This window comes from Victivallis vadensis (genome assembly GCF_003096415.1).
Taxonomy (GTDB): Bacteria; Verrucomicrobiota; Lentisphaeria; order Victivallales; family Victivallaceae; genus Victivallis; species Victivallis vadensis.
This window is the reverse complement of the sequence record NZ_QEKH01000041.1, coordinates 17,447-35,381: the sequence shown is the minus strand read 5'-3', so window position 1 is coordinate 35,381 and position 17,935 is coordinate 17,447. Positions and strand designations below refer to the sequence as shown.

Here is a 17,935-nt window from a genome sequence, read left to right as displayed (position 1 = left end):
TTCAATGCCGAAAAAATCAGAGCCCGAGATTTATGGCATTTGACTGTTCGGATTAGCAGGAAATTGTTGGCACATTCCATCAATTGCTGTATCAATCAGAAATATGGGAATCCGCTTCTACAATTTGAACGGATTTTTTGTTAAAAAACTTGCACACGGCGTTAAATTCAATTCCGGCGAAAGCACATGGCGACAGGCTCCCTCCTGTATCGGAATACATTCTTTCCAAAGTTCCCGTACCGGAATTCCATTGAAATTCGGCAGGGTAAAATGCGGTTCCAGACAAAAGCCGTTTTTCCGGCGCACCGCGAAATGGTGGTCGGCGATCGCTTCAAGTTCATGACTCCAGCCGTCCCGCTTCAGTACGTCACGAATCCGGCCGCAATCCGGGAACCGGATAGACTCGAAAGGCGAGAGCCACCCCTTGATCGGCGTAAATACGGATTCGGTTTTCTTCGAGCATCGCAGTCAACTGCCGAAGGCAAACTGCTGGCGGAGCGCGTTTCCGGCCTGTTGACGGAACTGCCCGCAGAACTGTCGCCGTCAAGGTGCCGGCAGTTTCCCGCCTGAACGGAAATAGGCCAGTGGGCCCAGGTGGAAACGTTCCAGTTCGGCACACAACGCTTCGCCGCCGGAGAAACTCTGTTCTCCTGCGATCAGTTCCCGTAAGACGGGCAACAATTCAACTGGAAACTCCATGACTTCAGAATTATCTTGGCAAGCTTTTCCGCCGCAAATTGAATCAGACGCCGAAGGAATTTCGAGTCGCGGCCGGAAATAGTTTCTCCTATCCATAAAGTAGGGCGATCTAAATAAATAATGGAAAATACCGGCGGACTTAGTTTCTCAGTCCGCCGGCTGCCGGTTGTTATTTTCGGTTCAATTGGGCTACGGCTGCCGGGCCGGTAACGGGCTGCTGTCTTTCGCCGCCCGTGTTGTCCCGGGGCTGTGTGTCCGGCACGGGGGCGGCGGGAGCTTCGACCTTGACGGCGGGCTTCGGTTCGGGCTTTTCGAAGTACTTTTTCCCCCAGAACCAGTAGGTCGCCGCGAGGGCAAGCACGCAGAGCAGAATCGTGATCAGCGTCCAACGCAGCCGGTGGCGCGGGATCGGACCGTGGAAGATGTCGACCAGATCCTCCCGGATCAGCGAGGAAGCGGGCAGGGGCGGGGTGAAAGTGAAGATCGCCCCCATTTTGCGCGAAAGCCGCATCGGGCGGTTCACCGCGCACGCGTTCGCTTCGAGGAAGCGGGCCATGTTGCGCCGGTAGAGCTTGACCAGTGAAATCACCACCATCGGGCCGCCGAAGATCAGGATGATGCCGAACAGCACCGCCAGCACGTTCAGGATCGACACGTTCTGCAGCGATTTCACGATAAAGGCGATCATGCTGCCGATCGCGGCGATGCCGATGCCGCCGCCCATCAGCAGCATCGAGCCGGAAAAGGCGGGAGTCTGCTGCACCTTGGCGGCCGGAGCCGGGGCGGGCGGCAGCGGCAATGCACCGGTGGCGATGTTTTTCTCCATCGCCTTCTGGGCGTCGGCGCTCTTGGAGGTGAAGTATTTGTCGGCCTGTTTGGTCACGAATTCTCCGAACCGGTAGAACGGCATGCGCAACGCCTCCGAAACGGAGACGGGCTGCTGGATAAAGTCGATCACCCTGGCATCCCACAGCACCCCGTCCGGCGTGAAAAAGACGCCGCGCTTGCCGATGAAAAGGTTGCGCATGTTCCCTGAGGTGATTGCGACCGCCAGCGTCAGCTTGCGCAGCGCCGTCGTCGGACCGGTGGTGATTTCGACATAGGCGACGCAGATGTCGCTCATCGTCGCGATGCGCTTGTGTTCGGCAATGTTCTTGATCTGCATCGCAAGGGTGAAATGCCGCCCGTCCATCACCAGTTTGCCGCTCTGGAGCATCGCCGGACCGTGGGGATTGAACAGGTCGCTCAGGCAGACGTAGTTGTTCAGGAACGGCAGCAGGAAACAGTTGAACAGCACCAGCTTGAGCAACTGGTCGTAGGCGCTGATTTCCCTGGCGACTGCAAGGTCGGATTCGATCAGGCTGCGGAGCTGCTCCATGCTGCCGTCGGTGAGCATCGCGGCGAGCTCCGCCGGATCGAACTTATCGTAAGTGTCGCCCGGTTTGGCGCCCAGCCAGTTCGCATAGGGAGCGATGGTCGCCTTGAGATTCCGCCAGCTTCGGACGGACAGCTTCCGCCCCGCAAGAAACGGCTGCACCGCCGGATCGGCAGCGAATGCTTCCAGCGCGTCGGCGAACAGCGGATTCAGGGGGGCATCGAAATCAAGCTCTTCAGCGGCGGAAGGCTCGGCAATGGTCACCGTATCAAGGAAGTCGCGGACGGTCGCGGCATTCATGATGTCCGCAACGGCGTCGACCTTGACGAGCCGCGCGGAGGAATCCGGCAGGAAACGCAGTGCGGCGCTGTTCAGGAAGAACTGGTCGATCCGGTCTTTCAGCGCGGCGTATCTGCTGTGGAACGCGGCGGTGTTCTCTCCGAACGGCAGCAGCGTCGCCGGGTCCTTGGCCGGAGCATTCTTCCAGTCCAGAAAAGTCTGTGCCCCGGCGATGAAGGCGTCGAGCAGTTTGCCGTCGATGCCGTCTTCGCCGGTCAGGTCCTTGACGCTGCCGACGGTCGCCATGATCGTTTTGATCCGCCCCGCCAACAGCTCGTCGGCGGTGGAGTGGGGATTGATCACGCCACTGCCGGAAAGGCCGCCGGGAGTAATCACGCCGTCGCCATTGTTACCCGGACTGGCAATGATCTGCTTGTCATTGCGGATCTGGGAGAGGGTGAGTGAGGAAGCGTCCGGCGTACCGAGATTTTCCAGCACCACCCGGGCTGCTGCGGACAGAATTGCTCCGTCCGGCGTGTCGGAGTTGATCGCATCCAGATGCAGCACGTCGGTGCCCGCGCCGGGATCGGAATCCGGTTTGATCCGGTCCAGATACCACCGGATCGCCCGTTTGACCTCGTCCACGCGGATCATTCCGTTGTGGTCGTCGTCGACGAAGTTCAGAAACTGCCGGTCGGTGTACATCGAGTCCAGGTCGATGCTGTTCAGCGCCCAGTGCGCTTCATCCAGTTCCAAGGCGTAACGCAGATCTTGCAGATCGGTGACGTTTAATTGATAAAAGCCGCCGATACGGCGGAATTTCATGCGCGGCTCCTTCGCCGCCCGGTCGTTGCCCATGACGGAATCTCCCCCAGCTTGTCGTGTTGCATAATCCTTTTGGCCATATAATATAGCGGCTTGTGAACCACTTGCTACCGGGCGGGGCCAATAAAATGCGAAATTTTCCGAAAGGAAGGGGAATCAGGCGCGGATCGGGAAATACGAGTACCCGCCGCCGTTTGTTCCGGAAGAAACGTTTTCGGCGAGAAGGTCGGGTGGATGATTTGTTATTGAAATGATTTATTTGTGAATAAAATTGCAATATTGGTTGAAAATATAAATAATGATGGTAATATATAACATGAAGGGTGAAAGAGCGTGTGCCGAATCCGCCGAGGCGGAGGCGTGGAGAAACGATCCGATGCGGACCGGTCCCGAGGCCGGTTATGATAGGAGCAGGGGTGCCGGAAGGCATCCCCCCCGAAACGTTATCCGGTTTTTGGGGAAAATTACAACTGTGAAGGAGCAGATGATGGAAGAGATGAAGAGCGAGATGTTCTGTTTTCAGTGCGAACAGACTTCAGGCGGAACCGGCTGCAAGCTGCGCGCCGGCGTTTGCGGCAAGAGTCACGAATGCGCGACAATGCAGGACCTGCTGCTGGAACTGCTGAAGGAGTGGGCCGCGAAGCGTCCGGCCCCCGAACCCGGCCTGATGGCGGACGCCTTGTTCGCTACTGTGACCAACGTGGACTTCGATACGGAGAAGATTGCTGAACTCTGTCGCCGGGTGGCCGCGAAGATTCCGCGCGAACTGCCCGCCGATACCGCCGGACTGCTGGAGCTGGGCAGGGAGTATAAATTCACCCGGCGGCTGCAGGAGCTGGGCGAGGATGCCGCGAAGCTGGGTGAACTTTTGCTGTACGGCCTCAAGGGGATGGCGGCGTATTATCACCATGCGCGGCGGCTCGGCGCTTCCGACGCGAAGATCGACGCGTTTCTGGCCAGGGCGTTGCGGGCGCTGGCGGAACGGGTTCCGGCGGAGGAACTGGTCGGACTGATTCTGGAGTGCGGCAGCGTGAATTATCTGGCGATGCAGCTGCTGAACGAGCATCACATCGCCCGTTTCGGCAAACCGGAGCCGACCGAAGTGCGCGTGACGCCGGTGGCGGGCAAGGCGATTCTGGTTTCCGGCCACGACCTCGACGATCTGGAGCAGTTGCTGATCCAGACCGAAGGCAGGGGGATCAACGTCTATACGCACGGTGAAATGCTTCCGGCCCACGGCTATCCGGGACTGAAGAAGTACAAGCATCTGGTCGGCAACTACGGCGGCGCGTGGCAGGACCAGCAAAAGGAGTTCGACCTGTTCCCCGGCGCGATCCTGATGACCACCAACTGCATCCAGAAGCCGCGCCCGACTTATATGGACCGGATTTTCACCACCGGGCTGGTGGAGTATCCCGGCGCCCGCCATGTGAAAAACGGCGAATTCGGCCCGGTGATCGAAGCCGCGCTGATGCAGCCCGGATTCCCGGCGGACGGGCCGGAAAAGAAGATCATGGTCGGCTTCGGCCACGACGCGGTCGCTTCGGTGGCCGAAACGGTGGCAGGCGCGGTGAAGGCGGGGAAGATCCGCCACTTTTTCCTGATCGGCGGCTGTGACGGCGCGAAGCCGGGACGCAACTATTACACCGAGCTGGCCGAAAAGGTGCCGCAGGATTGCGTGATCCTGACGCTCGCGTGCGGAAAATACCGCTTCAACAAGCTGGAATTCGGCGACATCGGCGGGATTCCGCGGCTGCTCGACGTCGGCCAGTGCAACGATGCTTATTCGGCGGTGCGCATCGCGTCGATGCTGGCGGCGGCGTTCCACTGTTCGATCAACGACCTGCCGCTGACGATCATCCTGTCGTGGTACGAGCAGAAAGCGGTCGCGGTGCTGCTGACCTTGCTTTCGCTCGGCGTGAAGAATATCAAGCTCGGCCCGTCGCTTCCGGCGTTCGTGTCGCCCGCGACGTTGCGGCTTCTCGTCGAGAAGTTCAACATCGGGCCGGTCACCACGCCGGACGAGGACATCGCCGCCGCCCTGAAGTAGGCGGAGCGCGGCATCAGGGCAGGGGGATGTATTGAACCTGCCCGGTGGGCCGGAGGCTTTTCCCGCCGCAGTTGACGGCGGGAGAGACCTCCGGCTTCGTCGTCCAGAGCGCGAGTACCCGGCCTCCTTCGGCGCGCTCGAAGATCAGCGCCTGAACTTCCGGCGGCAGGCCCGGCAGCCGGCTTGCGAATTTCGGGGCGCGTCCGAGGGCGGCGGTCATCGCCCGGTAGGCGCGGTAGGCGGGCTTGGGAGTGTAATCCCAGCGCACCAGCCCGAAGTTGTGTTCGCGTTCGGCGGGGGAGGTGCCGTCGTTGTGGAAGTTGTAATAGAACAGCTTTTCCACCCCGTTGGCAAGATAACTCAGATAGAGCGTCTGCAGCAGATCGGCCTGCTCCTGCTCGGTGATTCCGCCTGCGAACTGCATCGTGCAGCCGAGCACGGCCCCTTTCCAGTCCCCGAAAGTATAGAGCGCCAGTCCCTGCCCGATGGAGTTCCCGTTGCCGTCGAGCGCGTCGACCAGCGGAGTATAGGTGTCGCCTTTTTTCAGGTTGTCCGGGGTCAGGAAACGGGTCACGTAGATGTTTTTCAGGTCGATGATGCCCGCCGCTTTGCCCGCTTCGAGGGTTTTGACGCGGGTGGTCTGCTTCGGCAAACCGGGTTTGGTCCACCACGCCTGAAAGCCGATGCGGAAACCGGGATGCAGTTCGGAGGCTGCCCCGCGCAGCGCCCAGTTCCCCTTGTCGTTGCGGTAGCGGAGGTTGTAGAGCGGCACCTCGCCGAACGCGAGCAGGATGCCGCCGCGCCTGAGATAACTCTGCATCGGCTTCAGGAACGGTTCCTCCAGCGTGATGTGTTCGGTGGCGATCATCACCGGCAGCCGGGCCGGATCGGCGGCGGCGAGCTGCTGCGGCGTGACCGGGGCGATCCGGACGCCGGGCAGCCAGGAGCGGGGGGTTTCAAAATCCCGGTCCGGGAACTCCTGGGACACCGGCGCGCCGACCGTCAGCTCTCCGGCGGGCAGTTTCCTGCCGATTTGCTCCGCAGCGAACCGGATCGCCCGGATCAGCGCATCGGGCTGCTGGGAGATCAGGTTGCTGCGGTGGCTGGGACCGCCGCATTCGGTGATCCAGACCGGCTTCGCACTGTCGCCGTGCCGCGCCATCACCCGCCGGAATTTCGCCATGCTGCGGGCCTGGAAGGGACTGGAGTCCGGCCCCTTGCCGTAAGGATGCACGGCGACGAGGTCGAAGTATTTTCCGGCTCCGGCGGCGTAAAGATCCGCGAGATAGCTCGCCTCCCAGCCGCACAGCCCGCCGACCATCACCTGATTGGCGGGATCGGCCTTTTTCAGCTCTTCATGGGCGATTTTGAGCAACTGCGCATATTGTTCCGCGTTGGGCTGGGGCTTCCAGAAGCCGCCGTCCGGCTCGTTCCAGATTTCCCAGACTTTGATCCTGCCTTTGTAGTGTTCGGCGGCGGCCCGCACGAAGTTGCGCCATTCGCCGGGATGCTTGTAGAGCGGGACCGCGTCGGGACGGCAGGACTGGATCTCCCAGTCGTAGCCGGAGAGGATCGGCAGCAGCGAAATTCCGGTCCCGTCCAGTTTGGCGAGCAGCGCGTCGCAGGCGCTGAAGTCGTAACTGCCCTTGGCGCGGGCCACGCGGGAGAACTGCAGGTCGGTGCGCAGCATGGTGATGCCCGCCTCGCGCATCATCGAGACCTCTTTGTCGATGTGATCCCATTCGTAGCTTTTCATCGGATGGGCGGCGATGCCCCATGGGGATGCCGCCGCGCCGGAGGAAAGGACGGCGGAGGCGGCGGCCGCCAGGAAAAGGGTGCGTAAAATCGTCATGATGTGGTTTCCTGAAATTGGGTGGTCACTGGAGGACGGTGAAGCGGACATAGCTCTCGGAGATGAACTGCCGCGGCTTCATCGGCAATTGCTGGATCTGCGCCAGCGTCAGCGAGGCGGTGTGCCCGTCGACGAAGGAGAGCTGCGTTCTGCCGTTGTGGCCGAGCCAGATGCCGCCGCCGTTGGAGCTGCTGTCGCCGGCGTAGTCGGCGCGCCAGTAGTAGGCCGCATAGGGGGTGTTCTGCAAGCTGGTGTCGGCGTAGAGGTGAAGTTCCGACGGGCGTTTGATGCGCGACAGGGCGTAACCGCCGAAGTAGCCGCCTCCCTTGACGTAGAAGTCGCCGGTGAGCGGCTTCATCTTCTGGTAGGCGGTGGTTTCCTCATAGAGCGGGATGTAGAAGCCGTTGGTGTTCCAGTTGCCGTAGTCCTTGCGGAGGTAGGAGCCGGAAAGCGGGCACTGGAAGGTCTGCCGCGCCGCGAACGTGAGGTACTCCGGGAAAGCCGGGTTGCGGGTGAAGGTCTGTCCGGCCGAGGTGGAGAAATCCCAGACGCCGCCGGTCAGCACCCCGCTGAACGGCGTGCCGTCGGAGGCCTTCCAGACCATATAGTTGCGGTAGTCGTTGGAGTACAGGATCTGGGCCGCCATGACCTGTTTGTGATTGGCGGCGCAGAGCGCCATCTTGGCGCGTTCCCGGGCCTTGTTCAGCGCGGGCAGCAGCATGGAGGCAAGCACGGCGATGATTGCAATCACAACGAGCAGCTCGATCAGGGTGAATGGCCTTAAATGGCGGTATGCGGGGGGCGTGTCCGCCGCCCCCCGCACCCCCTGCGTCCGGCAAGGTGCCGGTGCCGGGTACGGGACGGTCAACTGGCGGAGGCGCGGTTGGCCGGCGGGGAAGGAAGATCCGCAATAACGTGAAGTTGTCTTCCCGCTTTTCTGCGGAAAGGCAACTTCACGTTTTTGCTCCGACTTGCCGCTTGCAGAGCATTGGCGGAGACGTGAGAGCTTGCGGGAAATGAGAGAGGTGTTCGGATTGGCTGGTACGGGGAGAGACGCGGCGCGAGTCGCCGCTTTCTCTCCCCCGAACCCCTCTCTTTTCCGCAGAGCGGCGTACGGGAACTGATTGTATATTTTGCATGTAATGTTCACGAGCAGCTCGATCAGGGTGAAATGTCTTTTCATGGTTTGAATTCCTTCAGTTGAGGTTAAGGTTTTTTACGGTGGCGCCGTGATGGATTTCCGGGGTGATTTTACAGGCGAACGGGATGCCGGGCGTGTGGTCGAAGTGGGCCCGGATCGCCTGAATGGCGCAATGGGCGATTTTATCCCGGCGGCTGTTGACCGAGGTGAGGCCGGGGATGGCCGGCGTGACGCTGTGTTCGAGCGAAATCACGCTGAGATCGTCGGGAACGGAGAGGCGGTGTTCCCGGATCGCGCGCAGCACCTCCCGGGTCGGGTCCTCGGAAACCGTGAAAAGCCCGGTGAACGGCGGCTCCGGGTTGGCGTCGAGATAGGCCGAAAAGAACTCATAGCTTTTCGCCGGAGAGTTTTCGCCGGAACGGATGCCCGGATTCAGCAGTTCCACGGGGAGCCGGTAGGCTTCCGCGCATTTCAGGAAGCCGCTGATACGTTCCCGCACCACCCGGAAGTCCGGTTCGGTCTGGAGCAGCGCGAGCTTGCGGTGTCCGTTCATCAGCAGATGGGTCGCGGCCAGCACGCCGCAGAACTCGTTGTCGCTGTCGACATAGCGGCAGTTTTCCACCGGAATCGAGCAGTTGATCAGCACCACCGGCACCGGCTGGAGCATCAGTTGGTTGAGCTGGGCGGCGGTGATGGAGTCCAGCCCGAACGGCGAGAAGATGATCGCGTCGGCGCGCACGTCGCTCATCCGGGCGATTCCCTCCGGGTTTTCCCCGAACAGGATCACTTCATGCTCGAAACCGGCTTCGGCGGCCTCCTGCGTGAGCAGCCGGGTGAACTCGTGCCGGACGCCGAAGTTTCCGGCGGGCAGGATCGAAACGATCCTGCCGTAACGGCGGTCGCGCCGCACGAAGTAGCCGGAACGGTCGCGCGCTTCGAGCACGCCCGATTCGCAGAGCCGTTCGATCGCCTGCTTCACCGTGATCTGGCTGACGCCGAACTCCTCCATGATCTGCCGGACCGAAAGGAACTTCTCGCCCGCATTCAATTTCTGGCAGCGGTCCTTCAGGCCGAGCATCAGCTGGTCGGCGCGGTTGAATTTGGGGTTTTTCATCGATAATCCGTTTTTTCTGTATTTATTTTGAACACAGTTATAGTATGAACCATTTTGATGAAAATGTCAATACTGTATTCAAAAAAAATACAATTTTTTTGGGAAATTTCTTTTGTCCCGATGAAAGCGGTCCGGTGTACGGCTCGATAAAATGACATGATCTGTATATGGATTGTACATAATTTGTATATCATGATGGAAGAAAATCTGTCTGTCCTCCTCGGAAAACTGTTGGCACGGTTATTGCTATTCTCCTTTCAGGCAGCGCCGTTAACCGGAAACTAACGGTTTCCTGACGGCGGCCTAAACGGCGCGGCTTCCGTTTTCGGAAGAGGCGGTTATAGTAAAAGTACCGAAGAACATGAATTGGTTCCACTGCTTTGGGGAGGAAAAAACATGATATTGACTCCGTTGATTCAATCGTTTCGTCCGTCCGCTTGTTCTGCCGAATGGCGGGGATTTCTGCCGCACCTGGCCCGCCGGCATGAGCCGGTGCTGGCCGAACAGGAGCATTTCCGGCTGAAGCTGGCGGAGACTCCCGCGGAAGTCGCCGCCGCCCAGAAGCTGCGTTACCGGGTGTTCAAGCAGGAGCAGGGGCGGCTCGCCAACTGCAACGACGGCATCGACCGCGACCGCTTCGACCGCCACTGCCGCCACCTGATCGTGACGGAAAAGGAACGGGGCCGGATCGTCGGAACCTACCGGGTGCTCTCCGGCGCCGGAGCGGCGGCGGCCGGCGGTTTCTACTCGGAGGAGGAGTTTGAGGTGCACGGATTGCGGCAGCTTCGCGGCGAAGTGTGCGAAGTCGGACGTTCCTGCGTGGACCCGGAATTCCGTTCCGGCGCGGTGGTCGCGCTGCTGTGGAGCGGACTGGGCGCCCTGCGCCGCCGCCCGGAGCCGGGACGCGGCTGGCTGCACCGGTACGCGGGGCGCCGGCGTTCGGAAAAACCGGCGTTCCACTACCTGTTCGGTTGCGTGAGTCTGGAAGAACGCGATCCGGTCGCCGCGCTGGCGCTTTACGAATATTTCAAGCGCAATGAGATGATCAGCACCCGGCTGCAGGCAACGCCGCGTCCGGGATTCGAGCTGGACCGGGTCCCGTCGGCGGAGGTGATGCGGTATTTCGAGGAACACGAAAAGCAGATGGAACGGACGCTTCCGCCGCTTTTCAAAGGCTACATCAAACTCGGCGCCAAAATCTGCGGCGCTCCGGCCTATGACCGGGAATTCGGCACGATCGACTTCCTGATCCTGCTGGATATGCGCGAAATGCCGGAGCGCTACGCCCGCCGCTTCCTGAATTGAGCTTGGAAGCGGGGATTTCGCTCCTCTGGAGCGAGCAGGGCGCTTCGCCCCTGCACCCCGACCGGCAAGGTGCCGGCGCCGGGTACTTAGATCCGGGAAAGGCGTGCCGCCTTTCCCTCCAGGGGGGAGACTCTACTGTGGACAGGCAAGCGGGTACCTGAGCGGCACACCGCTCCGGTCGGCGACCGCGTCGGCTTTTTTGCCGACGCCGGGCACTCCCTGCGCCTGCTGCCGCCGGAGGTCACGCGCGGAACCTCCAGATGCTGACCGGATGATGTGAAATTACCCTCATGGAGGCTGAACTCTACCTGTCTTTTGATATAGGCAAGGTTCAGTAAGGCTCGTACTCAAAGATGCTTGCCTGTGATATCGCAATTGCGTTGTTGCCTGACCTCGCTTTGCGTATATCGGTAGATAAATTCTTATCAGCCTCCATCAGGGTTCCCGTCTGTTTCCCGGTCAGCATTTGGAGGTTCCGAGCGTGACCTCCGGCGGCAGCAGGCGCAGGGAGTGCCTAAAGCCTGCAAAAAAGCAGGCTTTGCGCCGACCGGAGCGGTGTGCCGCTCCTGTACGCTCCATGCCTGTCTCTACCGGAGCCTCCCTTACCCGGAGGGAAAACCGTTCCGGTTTTCCCGGCTCTCAAGTATTCGGCGCCGGCACCTTGCCGGTCGGGGTGCAGGGGCGAAGCGCCCTGCTCGCCGAAGGCGAAATCTCCGGCGGGCTTTATTCGGTAGATTCGCGGAGTTGCTGACGTTCTGTGCGGACCCATTCGGATTCGCGCGGCAGCAGCAGCGCCTGCATCAGGGTGACGGGGCGCATCAGCCGGATGCGGCTGTACTGGTCGACTTCGAAGTAGAGCCGTACCGCGCGGCCCTGGCGCAACGGTACGGGCGCGAAGCCGTCCCACTGCAGAATGCCGTCCCGAGCGGGGATCATCCGGCAGAATACCGTGCAGTAACGGGGGCGGTCGTCGTCACGGTAGCTGCCGGCCTGAATGCTCCATTCGGCGGCATGGGGATCCAGCACGTCGGCGATCGCTTCGCGGGTGTTGGCCGGGCAGCAGCGTTCCGGATCGACCCACGTCTGCTGCGGCTGGCGAAACGGATACATCGGAGGCGCGGTGGAACTGCGCACGGTGACGACCCGGCCGTCCTCCACCTTGATCCGGAGCGTCAAGAAAAGCCGGCGCCCCTTCCGGAGCTGCACCGGCGGCGCGTCGTCGAAAAGCCGCAGCTCGCCGTCGGAGGGCGGCAGCAGGTCCATATCAAGCTGGTAAAGATAGCGCACGCGGGGAACCCTGAGGGCCAGCAGCACGGTGTGGCAGTAGGCGCGGGCGGTGAACTGCTGTTCGTCACGCCGGGCGTTCAGCAGGGTCTGGATCGGCAGGTCGTCGTAGGCGGTGGCAGGACGCAATACCGCGTTGTCATCTTCGTCGAGGGAGACCCCCCGGAAGCCCCGCTTCCGGTCGAGGCAGTAAGCGCCGAGAAGCATGGAAAAGAGCCAGCAGAGCAGAAAGGGAAAGCCCCAGACGGAAGTTTCGCCGCCGTCGATGATCCGCAGCGCCAGAAAACACACCGCCAGTATTCCGAGCAGCAGGGCGCAATTGCGGAGACGGCGCAGTTTTCTCGGTGTCATCGGCTTTCCTTTCCTCCCGGCTGTTTTTGTGTCTGATAACAAAATACAGCTTGAACCCGGAATTTCAAGTCCGGGTTGTACGGGAGGAAGGGACGCTGTTCAAAGTTCTCCAAGCGTCGGAATGGACTCCGCGGCTCCGGGACGGCTGACGCAGCGCGCCCCCGCCTTGCAGCCGAGCTTCAGCGCCTTGCCGAGGTCGCCGGAGCGCAGCAGCTCCGCGAGAAAGAACCCGATGAAGGTGTCTCCCGCCGCGGTGGTTTCGACCACCTCCTCCGGCGGCGACGGCTCATGCAGCACCTCGCCCGAGGGCGTACAGGCAAACGCTCCTTCCGGCCCCCGGGTCATCACGGTCAGCAGCGCCGGATACCGTTCATGAAGGATGGCGAGAATGCGGCCGGTATCGCCGGCACCGGCGACTCCGGCGCCTTCGATCTCGTTGACGAACAGGATATCGACCAGCTCCAGCGGCAGTTCGCGCGCCGCCTGCGGATCGAACGGGGCGAAATTGAATGCGATTTTCAGGCCGGCCGCATGGCCGCGCCTGATCGCCTCCGCGATCAGGTTGGTTTCGTTCTGCAGCAGCAGGATGTCGCCGGGATGCCCTTGGCCGATCGCCTCGTCGAGGTCGTTGATCGTCAGGGTGTGGTTGGCGCCCGGCGAAAGCACGATCGAATTGTTGCCCTTTTCATTGACCAGGATCAGCGCGTGTCCGGTCGCGGTATCGCGGACCCGGACCAGCGACACGTCCGCCCCGGCCTCCCGGAGCGCGGCGGTCAGCGGTTCCCCGTCCGGTCCGACCGCCCCGGCGTGGATCACGGCGGCTTCGGCGCGGGCGGCGGCGATGGACTGATTCAACCCCTTGCCGCCGAGTCCGATTCGGTTGGAGGAGGCGGTCAGCGTCTCTCCCGGCAGCGGCGTGTGGGGCAATTGGTAGATTTTGTCCAGATTCAGAGAGCCGATGTTGATGATCCGCTTCATGGGCATCACCTTTTGAGCCGGTTGAAGAGATCGGTGAATACGGCGTCGCGGCCGATGTGGTAGACGGTCCGCATCAGGTGGCGGCCCGGCTGCTGCCGGTAAGCTCCTTCGTCGTCCACCGTCGGCGCGGGATGGACGGCCGAGGCGAACGTCTCCGGCACCGTGAACCACGCAACCGTGGCGATATCCCAGATCACCTTGCTGTCGAAGTTGCGTTCTTTCATATAAGTGGAGGTGCGTTCGTACAGGAATTCACCGAGGGGGCCGAGCACTTTGCAGCGCACGTCCAGCTCCGGGATCGTGACCATCAGCAGCTCCGCGACCGAGGCGCACGGCACCTGCACCAGCGGCACGCCGGAGTCGAACAGCACCTGCACCGCCGGGATATCCTGGGCATAGTTGAATTCGCCGTGAGTCGGCCAGTGGTGCGGCTGGCCGCCGAGCCAGATCACCACGACGGAGTCGATGATCTCCGGCGCCATCAGCAGCGCGGAGGAGATATTGGTCAGCGCCGCGATGCCGAGCACGTAGATTACTTTGCCGGCGGCTTTGGCTTCGCGGGCCAGTTCGACGATGCGGCGGGCGGCGGGGGAATCGACGGGAGTATGGCGGTCCGGCAGGTAATTGGCCGAGCCGCGCCACGCGAAGTCGGCCGAATCGCGCCCGGCCAGCTTCAGGATGCGTTGAATTTCCTCGTAGCTCTTTTCCATGCCGTCGCCGGGGCCGCTGGAACGGTCGTTGAAGAAGGGCGCGGCGGTCACTGCGCGGAGGTTGATCTTTTCCGGCGAAAACAGCGCGTAGGCGAGCGCGAACTGGTCGTCCACTTCGTTGAAGGTGTCGGTATCGAGGATCGCGTCGATCCTGCCGGCGGGAACCTCCAGCCGGGCTCGCATGGTCTCTTCGGTCAAAACGTTCATGATTGGTGTGCTCCTTGCGGTTTATGCTATAAGTATATATCAGGCTCCGCCGTTTGGCAACCCCGTTCGATGGTACAGTTCACGGATATTATAGCACAAAATGACGATTCCGGTATGGCCGGGAGAAACTGCGGAGGAATCGGGCCGGATGTTTTTCTGAAAAGCGGGCAGGTTTCCCGGTTGCATTTCGGGCAAAAAGAGGGTATGTTAACCAACATTCTCAATCAACTCGGGAAGGAGAGTATGAAACAGACACCTGAAACCATTGTGCTGTTGAATTTCGGCTGTGAGGATATCCAGAAATTCGCCCGCGCCATCCGGGACCGGCACATCTATACGATGGTGATGCCGTACACGGTTCCGGCGGAGCGCGTCACGCAGGAAGCTCCGGCCGGACTGATCGTCTGCGCAGATGTCGGCGTTCCGGCCCGCCCGGAAGCCCGCGCGAAGTTCGACGCTCTGAAGCTGCCGACCCTCGACCTGACCGGCGGCATCGGCGGTAAAGTCGATGAAGCGGTCGAATTCTGCAAGGCGAAGTGCGGCTGCACCGGCAGCTGGACCATGGAGAAATTCATCGACGAGGCGATCGCCGACATCCGCAGTCAGGTCGGCGGCCAGAAGGTCGTGCTCGGCCTCTCCGGCGGCGTGGATTCCTCGGTGGTCGCGGCGCTGATTCACAAGGCGATCGGCAAGCAGTTGACCTGCGTATTCGTGAACCACGGGCTGCTGCGCAAGAATGAACCGGAAATGGTGCAGGAGATTTTCGCGCGCAACTTCGACATGAATCTGTGCTACGTCGACGCCTCCGACCGCTTTCTGGACAAACTCAAGGGGGTTTCCGATCCCGAACAGAAGCGCAAGGTGATCGGCAAGGAGTTTATCGAGGTGTTCGCGGAGGCGGCGGCCAAGGTCGACGCTCCGTTCCTCGGACAGGGGACGATCTACCCGGACATTCTGGAAAGCATTCCGCTGGACGGCAATCCGAACGGCGTGATCAAGAGCCACCATAACGTCGGCGGCCTGCCGGAAAACATGAAGTTCAAGCTGGTCGAGCCGGTCGAACGCCTGTTCAAGGATGAGGTCCGCGAGGTCGGCCGCATGCTCGGGCTGCCTTCGGAGCTGATCGACCGCCACCCGTTCCCGGGGCCGTCGCTCGGCGTGCGCCACGTCGGTGCGATTGAACGCAGCACGCTCGCGATGCTCCGCGAAGCCGACGCGATCGTGACTGAGGAGCTGACCAAAGCCGGCTGGTATCACAAGACCTGGCAGACTTTTGCGATCTTCGTCCCGGTCAAGACGGTCGGCATCAAGAACCACCAGCGTTCCTACGATTACGTGATCGCGATCCGCTCCATCAACAGCGTGGATGCGGTGACCGCACAGGTGGTCCGCCTGCCGTGGGAGCTGTTGGAGACCATGATGGAACGCATCGTCAAAGAGGTCGACGGGGTCAACCGCGTCGTCTACGACATCACCGCGAAGCCCCCGGGCACCATCGAGTGGGAGTGAGGCCGGCCTGTTTTTTTTAAAGGCTTGCCGGTTTGGCCGTTGCGGTTCCGGCCGGGGAACTGGCCGGAATCGCGACTGATATGCTTTCCGGAATGAGAAACCGCTGATGCTGCGTTTCTGATTGATCTTGCCGGAATGCGTATGGAGGCCGCGGTCCGCCGGGAGTTGTTTCCGACGGACTGCGGCGTATTGTTTCTGCAGTGTGCTGCAAGATCGGATGGTGGAAGGAACCTTTCCAACACCGGTAGTTTTTTTATGCCGTTTGGCGGGAGAAGGCGATGTTGAAGATTTTGAAGGAGCTGATTCTCCGGGAGAGATTCTGTCCCGGTCCGACCGGAATTTTTTTGAATCATTTCTATTTTTCCCGGCATGGCATTGCCCGGATGATGGAAAAGCTGGCCCCGGAGCTGGAAGGGCGGATACTGGACGTCGGTTGCGGAACCCGGCCTTACGAGAAACTTTTTACTGCCTGTACCGGATATGTCGGCGTGGAAATCGATACTCCGGCTGCCCGGCAGGCCGGGAACGCCGATTACTTTTATGACGGTCAGACGCTGCCGTTCGACTCGGAGACCTTCGACGGAGTCGTGTTGAATGAGGTGCTGGAACATGTTTTCAATCCCGAGGAGTTGCTGACGGAACTTCGGCGTGTGCTGCGTCCGGGCGGACGGATCATCCTGACGGTTCCCTTTGCATGGATCGAACATGAAAAACCGTTCGATTACGCCCGTTATACTTCTTTCGGACTGAAAGCCCTGCTGGAAAGAAACGGCTTTGCTGTTCTCAGGCAGGAAAAAATCGGCACCGGAATTACCGCCCTGTTTCAGTTGAAAAACGCTTATTGGGATTGTGTCATTCCATTCCGTCCGCTCTGGCTGCGCTATGTGTTGATTCTGACGCTGGGGACATGGAACAATCTGTGCGGTTTGCTGCTTTCAAAACTGTTGCCGGATCAGTCTGATTTTTATCTGGATCAGGTCGTATTGGGCAAGCGGCTGGAAAAGTGAACGGCATTCAATTCCGTTCGGCGCTGAACGGGTCCGACGGAGCGCAGATGCACTTGAGCGGCGGTTTCGGCAGGGGCTCCTGCGGTTGGGGCAGGAAGGCGGTGCAGGAGAGATTCAGAAACAGGAAACAGCCGAGGGTGACGGCAGCGGCGTAGAGTACGGTTTTCAGGGAGCGCAGCGTTTCGTCTTTCGTCTTGCCGATCGGGCGCAGGAGCAGCAGCGAACCGAGGCCGCCTGCCAGAAAAACAGCGGATATCCAGAAGCCGGCGATGTACAGCGAAAGCCAGAACGTGGCCGGCACAATCACTGAGATATAGATGATAACGGCTTTCATCGGGCTTCCTTTCATATTTTCCTGTCAGTATAGTATGGGAATGCCGTTTTTTCAAGCTGGGGGATCGCGTGGAATACAAAAAACGGCGGAGTGATTCAGCTCTTCACTTCTGAATCACTCCGCCGGATCAATGCCGCATTGCTGCCGTTCCTCTTTTCTCCTCTTCACGGCGGCTGTCGCTTTTACGCCTGCTTCGCGGTTCTCCTCCCCCGGGAAATCACTCCTCATGGCGAAACGGCCTCTTCACTTTCCGTTCCTCCGCAATTTCTCCTTGCCGGGGCTTCCTCTTCCGCGACGCTCTCCTCTTCTTCGTAGCAGGTCCTCCTCTCCCGGGAAATCACTCCTCATGGTGAAACGGCCTCTTCACTTTCCGTTCCTCCGCAATTTCTCCTTGCCGGGACTCCTCGCCTGCGACGCTCTCCTCCGGGCGACAGACTGTACGGCCTGGGCGCCTTACGCCGGGGCGGCCCGTGCCGGGATCGATGGTTGCAGGAACTCTTTCACGAATGCAACGGCTCCTCTTCGCCTGGTCTGAATTGTCCGATATTGTGTATGGAAAGTTCCAGCCGTGAAAACCGGAATTTCACGTACAGCCTCCACTGGATGATACGGTTTGTGTTTTTCCGAATCGATGAACAGGACCGCCCGGCTTCTGCAGATTCCCTGGAACTCATATTGTGTCGCCTCCGGCATGGAAGCCTCTTCCAGTATGCCATCGTCGCTGAACGGAATCGCTTTCACGAACCGCCGTTCGGAAGGAGCGCCTGCTCCGGCTTCCGGAAGAAAAATGAAAGCACAGACCGTCCATAAGAGTGAACTGATGATGGTACGCAGATTTATTACTTCCATTTTACAACCTTATTCTATCAAAGTAGAGTGTAGCTCCTGCCTTCTGTTGTTATAATAGACCCATAA

Annotated in this window: 13 protein-coding genes and 1 pseudogene; 5 read left to right on the top strand and 9 right to left on the bottom strand. The window is 60.5% G+C overall.

Translation table 11 applies throughout. From position 1 onward, the window contains the following. Positions 1–144 (top strand): annotated as a pseudogene (locus C8D82_RS22400) (IS982 family transposase); the annotation flags it as partial. 724 nt (positions 145–868) lie between these two features. Here the strand turns inward: C8D82_RS22400 and C8D82_RS18145 are convergent. Continuing rightward, complete coding sequence (locus tag C8D82_RS18145) at positions 869–3,211, bottom strand: hypothetical protein (RefSeq protein WP_116885704.1); 2,343 nt, start codon at positions 3,209–3,211, stop codon at positions 869–871. A 475-nt stretch (positions 3,212–3,686) separates the two neighbouring features. Between C8D82_RS18145 and hcp the strand changes: the two genes are divergently transcribed. Next, positions 3,687–5,228 (top strand): hydroxylamine reductase, encoded by a 1,542-nt coding sequence (hcp, locus tag C8D82_RS18140; RefSeq protein WP_116885707.1) that lies wholly within the window; start codon positions 3,687–3,689, stop codon positions 5,226–5,228. Between the two features lie 13 nt (positions 5,229–5,241). On the opposite strand, the gene C8D82_RS18135 is transcribed toward hcp, so the two are convergent. Genes C8D82_RS18135 through C8D82_RS18125 form a run of 3 tightly spaced genes read right to left on the bottom strand, consistent with a single transcriptional unit; the run spans position 5,242 to position 9,335 of the window. Beyond that, positions 5,242–7,080 (bottom strand): glycosyl hydrolase, encoded by a 1,839-nt coding sequence (locus C8D82_RS18135; protein ID WP_165833184.1) that lies wholly within the window; start codon positions 7,078–7,080, stop codon positions 5,242–5,244. 25 nt (positions 7,081–7,105) lie between these two features. Then, the gene (locus C8D82_RS18130; protein WP_116885702.1) at positions 7,106–8,263 is read right to left on the bottom strand and encodes a type II secretion system protein; all 1,158 of its coding nucleotides are present in this window, start codon (positions 8,261–8,263) and stop codon (positions 7,106–7,108) included. 13 nt (positions 8,264–8,276) lie between these two features. Next, positions 8,277–9,335 carry a LacI family DNA-binding transcriptional regulator gene (locus C8D82_RS18125; RefSeq protein ID WP_116885701.1) on the bottom strand — a complete coding sequence of 353 codons (1,059 nt, stop codon included), beginning with the start codon at positions 9,333–9,335 and terminating at the stop codon, positions 8,277–8,279. A 396-nt stretch (positions 9,336–9,731) separates the two neighbouring features. Here C8D82_RS18125 and C8D82_RS18120 point away from each other — a divergent pair, with 396 nt between their 5' ends. Then, entirely contained in the window at positions 9,732–10,640 is a 909-nt protein-coding gene (locus C8D82_RS18120) for a GNAT family N-acetyltransferase (protein WP_116885700.1), read from the top strand. Between the two features lie 723 nt (positions 10,641–11,363). On the opposite strand, the gene C8D82_RS18115 is transcribed toward C8D82_RS18120, so the two are convergent. From C8D82_RS18115 to C8D82_RS18105, 3 genes are all read right to left on the bottom strand, one after another. Beyond that, positions 11,364–12,275, bottom strand: a complete 912-nt coding sequence (locus C8D82_RS18115) for a hypothetical protein (RefSeq protein WP_116885699.1) — start codon at positions 12,273–12,275, stop codon at positions 11,364–11,366. A gap of 99 nt (positions 12,276–12,374) precedes the next feature. Further along, a complete protein-coding gene (locus C8D82_RS18110) occupies positions 12,375–13,253 on the bottom strand; it encodes a ribokinase (protein ID WP_165833183.1) in 879 nt (292 codons plus the stop codon). A 5-nt stretch (positions 13,254–13,258) separates the two neighbouring features. Continuing rightward, positions 13,259–14,170, bottom strand: a complete 912-nt coding sequence (locus C8D82_RS18105; protein WP_116885697.1) for a nucleoside hydrolase — start codon at positions 14,168–14,170, stop codon at positions 13,259–13,261. Between the two features lie 243 nt (positions 14,171–14,413). Between C8D82_RS18105 and guaA the strand changes: the two genes are divergently transcribed. Next, positions 14,414–15,679, top strand: a complete 1,266-nt coding sequence (gene guaA / locus C8D82_RS18100) for a glutamine-hydrolyzing GMP synthase (RefSeq protein WP_116885706.1) — start codon at positions 14,414–14,416, stop codon at positions 15,677–15,679. Positions 15,680–15,957: 278 nt separating this feature from the next. Beyond that, on the top strand, positions 15,958–16,686 hold the full coding sequence (locus C8D82_RS18095) for a class I SAM-dependent methyltransferase (RefSeq protein ID WP_116885696.1): 729 nt from the start codon (positions 15,958–15,960) through the stop codon (positions 16,684–16,686). Positions 16,687–16,693: 7 nt separating this feature from the next. Here the strand turns inward: C8D82_RS18095 and C8D82_RS18090 are convergent, their stop codons facing one another. Both C8D82_RS18090 and C8D82_RS18085 read right to left on the bottom strand, forming a co-directional pair. Then, on the bottom strand, positions 16,694–17,020 hold the full coding sequence (locus C8D82_RS18090; RefSeq protein WP_116885695.1) for a hypothetical protein: 327 nt from the start codon (positions 17,018–17,020) through the stop codon (positions 16,694–16,696). A gap of 453 nt (positions 17,021–17,473) precedes the next feature. Next, positions 17,474–17,869 (bottom strand): hypothetical protein, encoded by a 396-nt coding sequence (locus C8D82_RS18085; RefSeq protein WP_116885694.1) that lies wholly within the window; start codon positions 17,867–17,869, stop codon positions 17,474–17,476. Positions 17,870–17,935 lie beyond the last annotated feature (66 nt).

Coding starts and splice junctions, on each gene's coding strand:
- C8D82_RS18145 (WP_116885704.1), bottom strand. CDS start 3,211: ATGGGCAACGACCGGGCGGCGAAGGAGCCGCGCATGAAATTCCGCCGT.
- hcp (WP_116885707.1), top strand. CDS start 3,687: ATGTTCTGTTTTCAGTGCGAACAGACTTCAGGCGGAACCGGCTGCAAG.
- C8D82_RS18135 (WP_165833184.1), bottom strand. CDS start 7,080: ATGACGATTTTACGCACCCTTTTCCTGGCGGCCGCCGCCTCCGCCGTC.
- C8D82_RS18130 (WP_116885702.1), bottom strand. CDS start 8,263: ATGAAAAGACATTTCACCCTGATCGAGCTGCTCGTGAACATTACATGC.
- C8D82_RS18125 (WP_116885701.1), bottom strand. CDS start 9,335: ATGAAAAACCCCAAATTCAACCGCGCCGACCAGCTGATGCTCGGCCTG.
- C8D82_RS18120 (WP_116885700.1), top strand. CDS start 9,732: ATGATATTGACTCCGTTGATTCAATCGTTTCGTCCGTCCGCTTGTTCT.
- C8D82_RS18115 (WP_116885699.1), bottom strand. CDS start 12,275: ATGACACCGAGAAAACTGCGCCGTCTCCGCAATTGCGCCCTGCTGCTC.
- C8D82_RS18110 (WP_165833183.1), bottom strand. CDS start 13,253: ATGAAGCGGATCATCAACATCGGCTCTCTGAATCTGGACAAAATCTAC.
- C8D82_RS18105 (WP_116885697.1), bottom strand. CDS start 14,170: ATGAACGTTTTGACCGAAGAGACCATGCGAGCCCGGCTGGAGGTTCCC.
- guaA (WP_116885706.1), top strand. CDS start 14,414: ATGAAACAGACACCTGAAACCATTGTGCTGTTGAATTTCGGCTGTGAG.
- C8D82_RS18095 (WP_116885696.1), top strand. CDS start 15,958: ATGTTGAAGATTTTGAAGGAGCTGATTCTCCGGGAGAGATTCTGTCCC.
- C8D82_RS18090 (WP_116885695.1), bottom strand. CDS start 17,020: ATGAAAGCCGTTATCATCTATATCTCAGTGATTGTGCCGGCCACGTTC.
- C8D82_RS18085 (WP_116885694.1), bottom strand. CDS start 17,869: ATGGAAGTAATAAATCTGCGTACCATCATCAGTTCACTCTTATGGACG.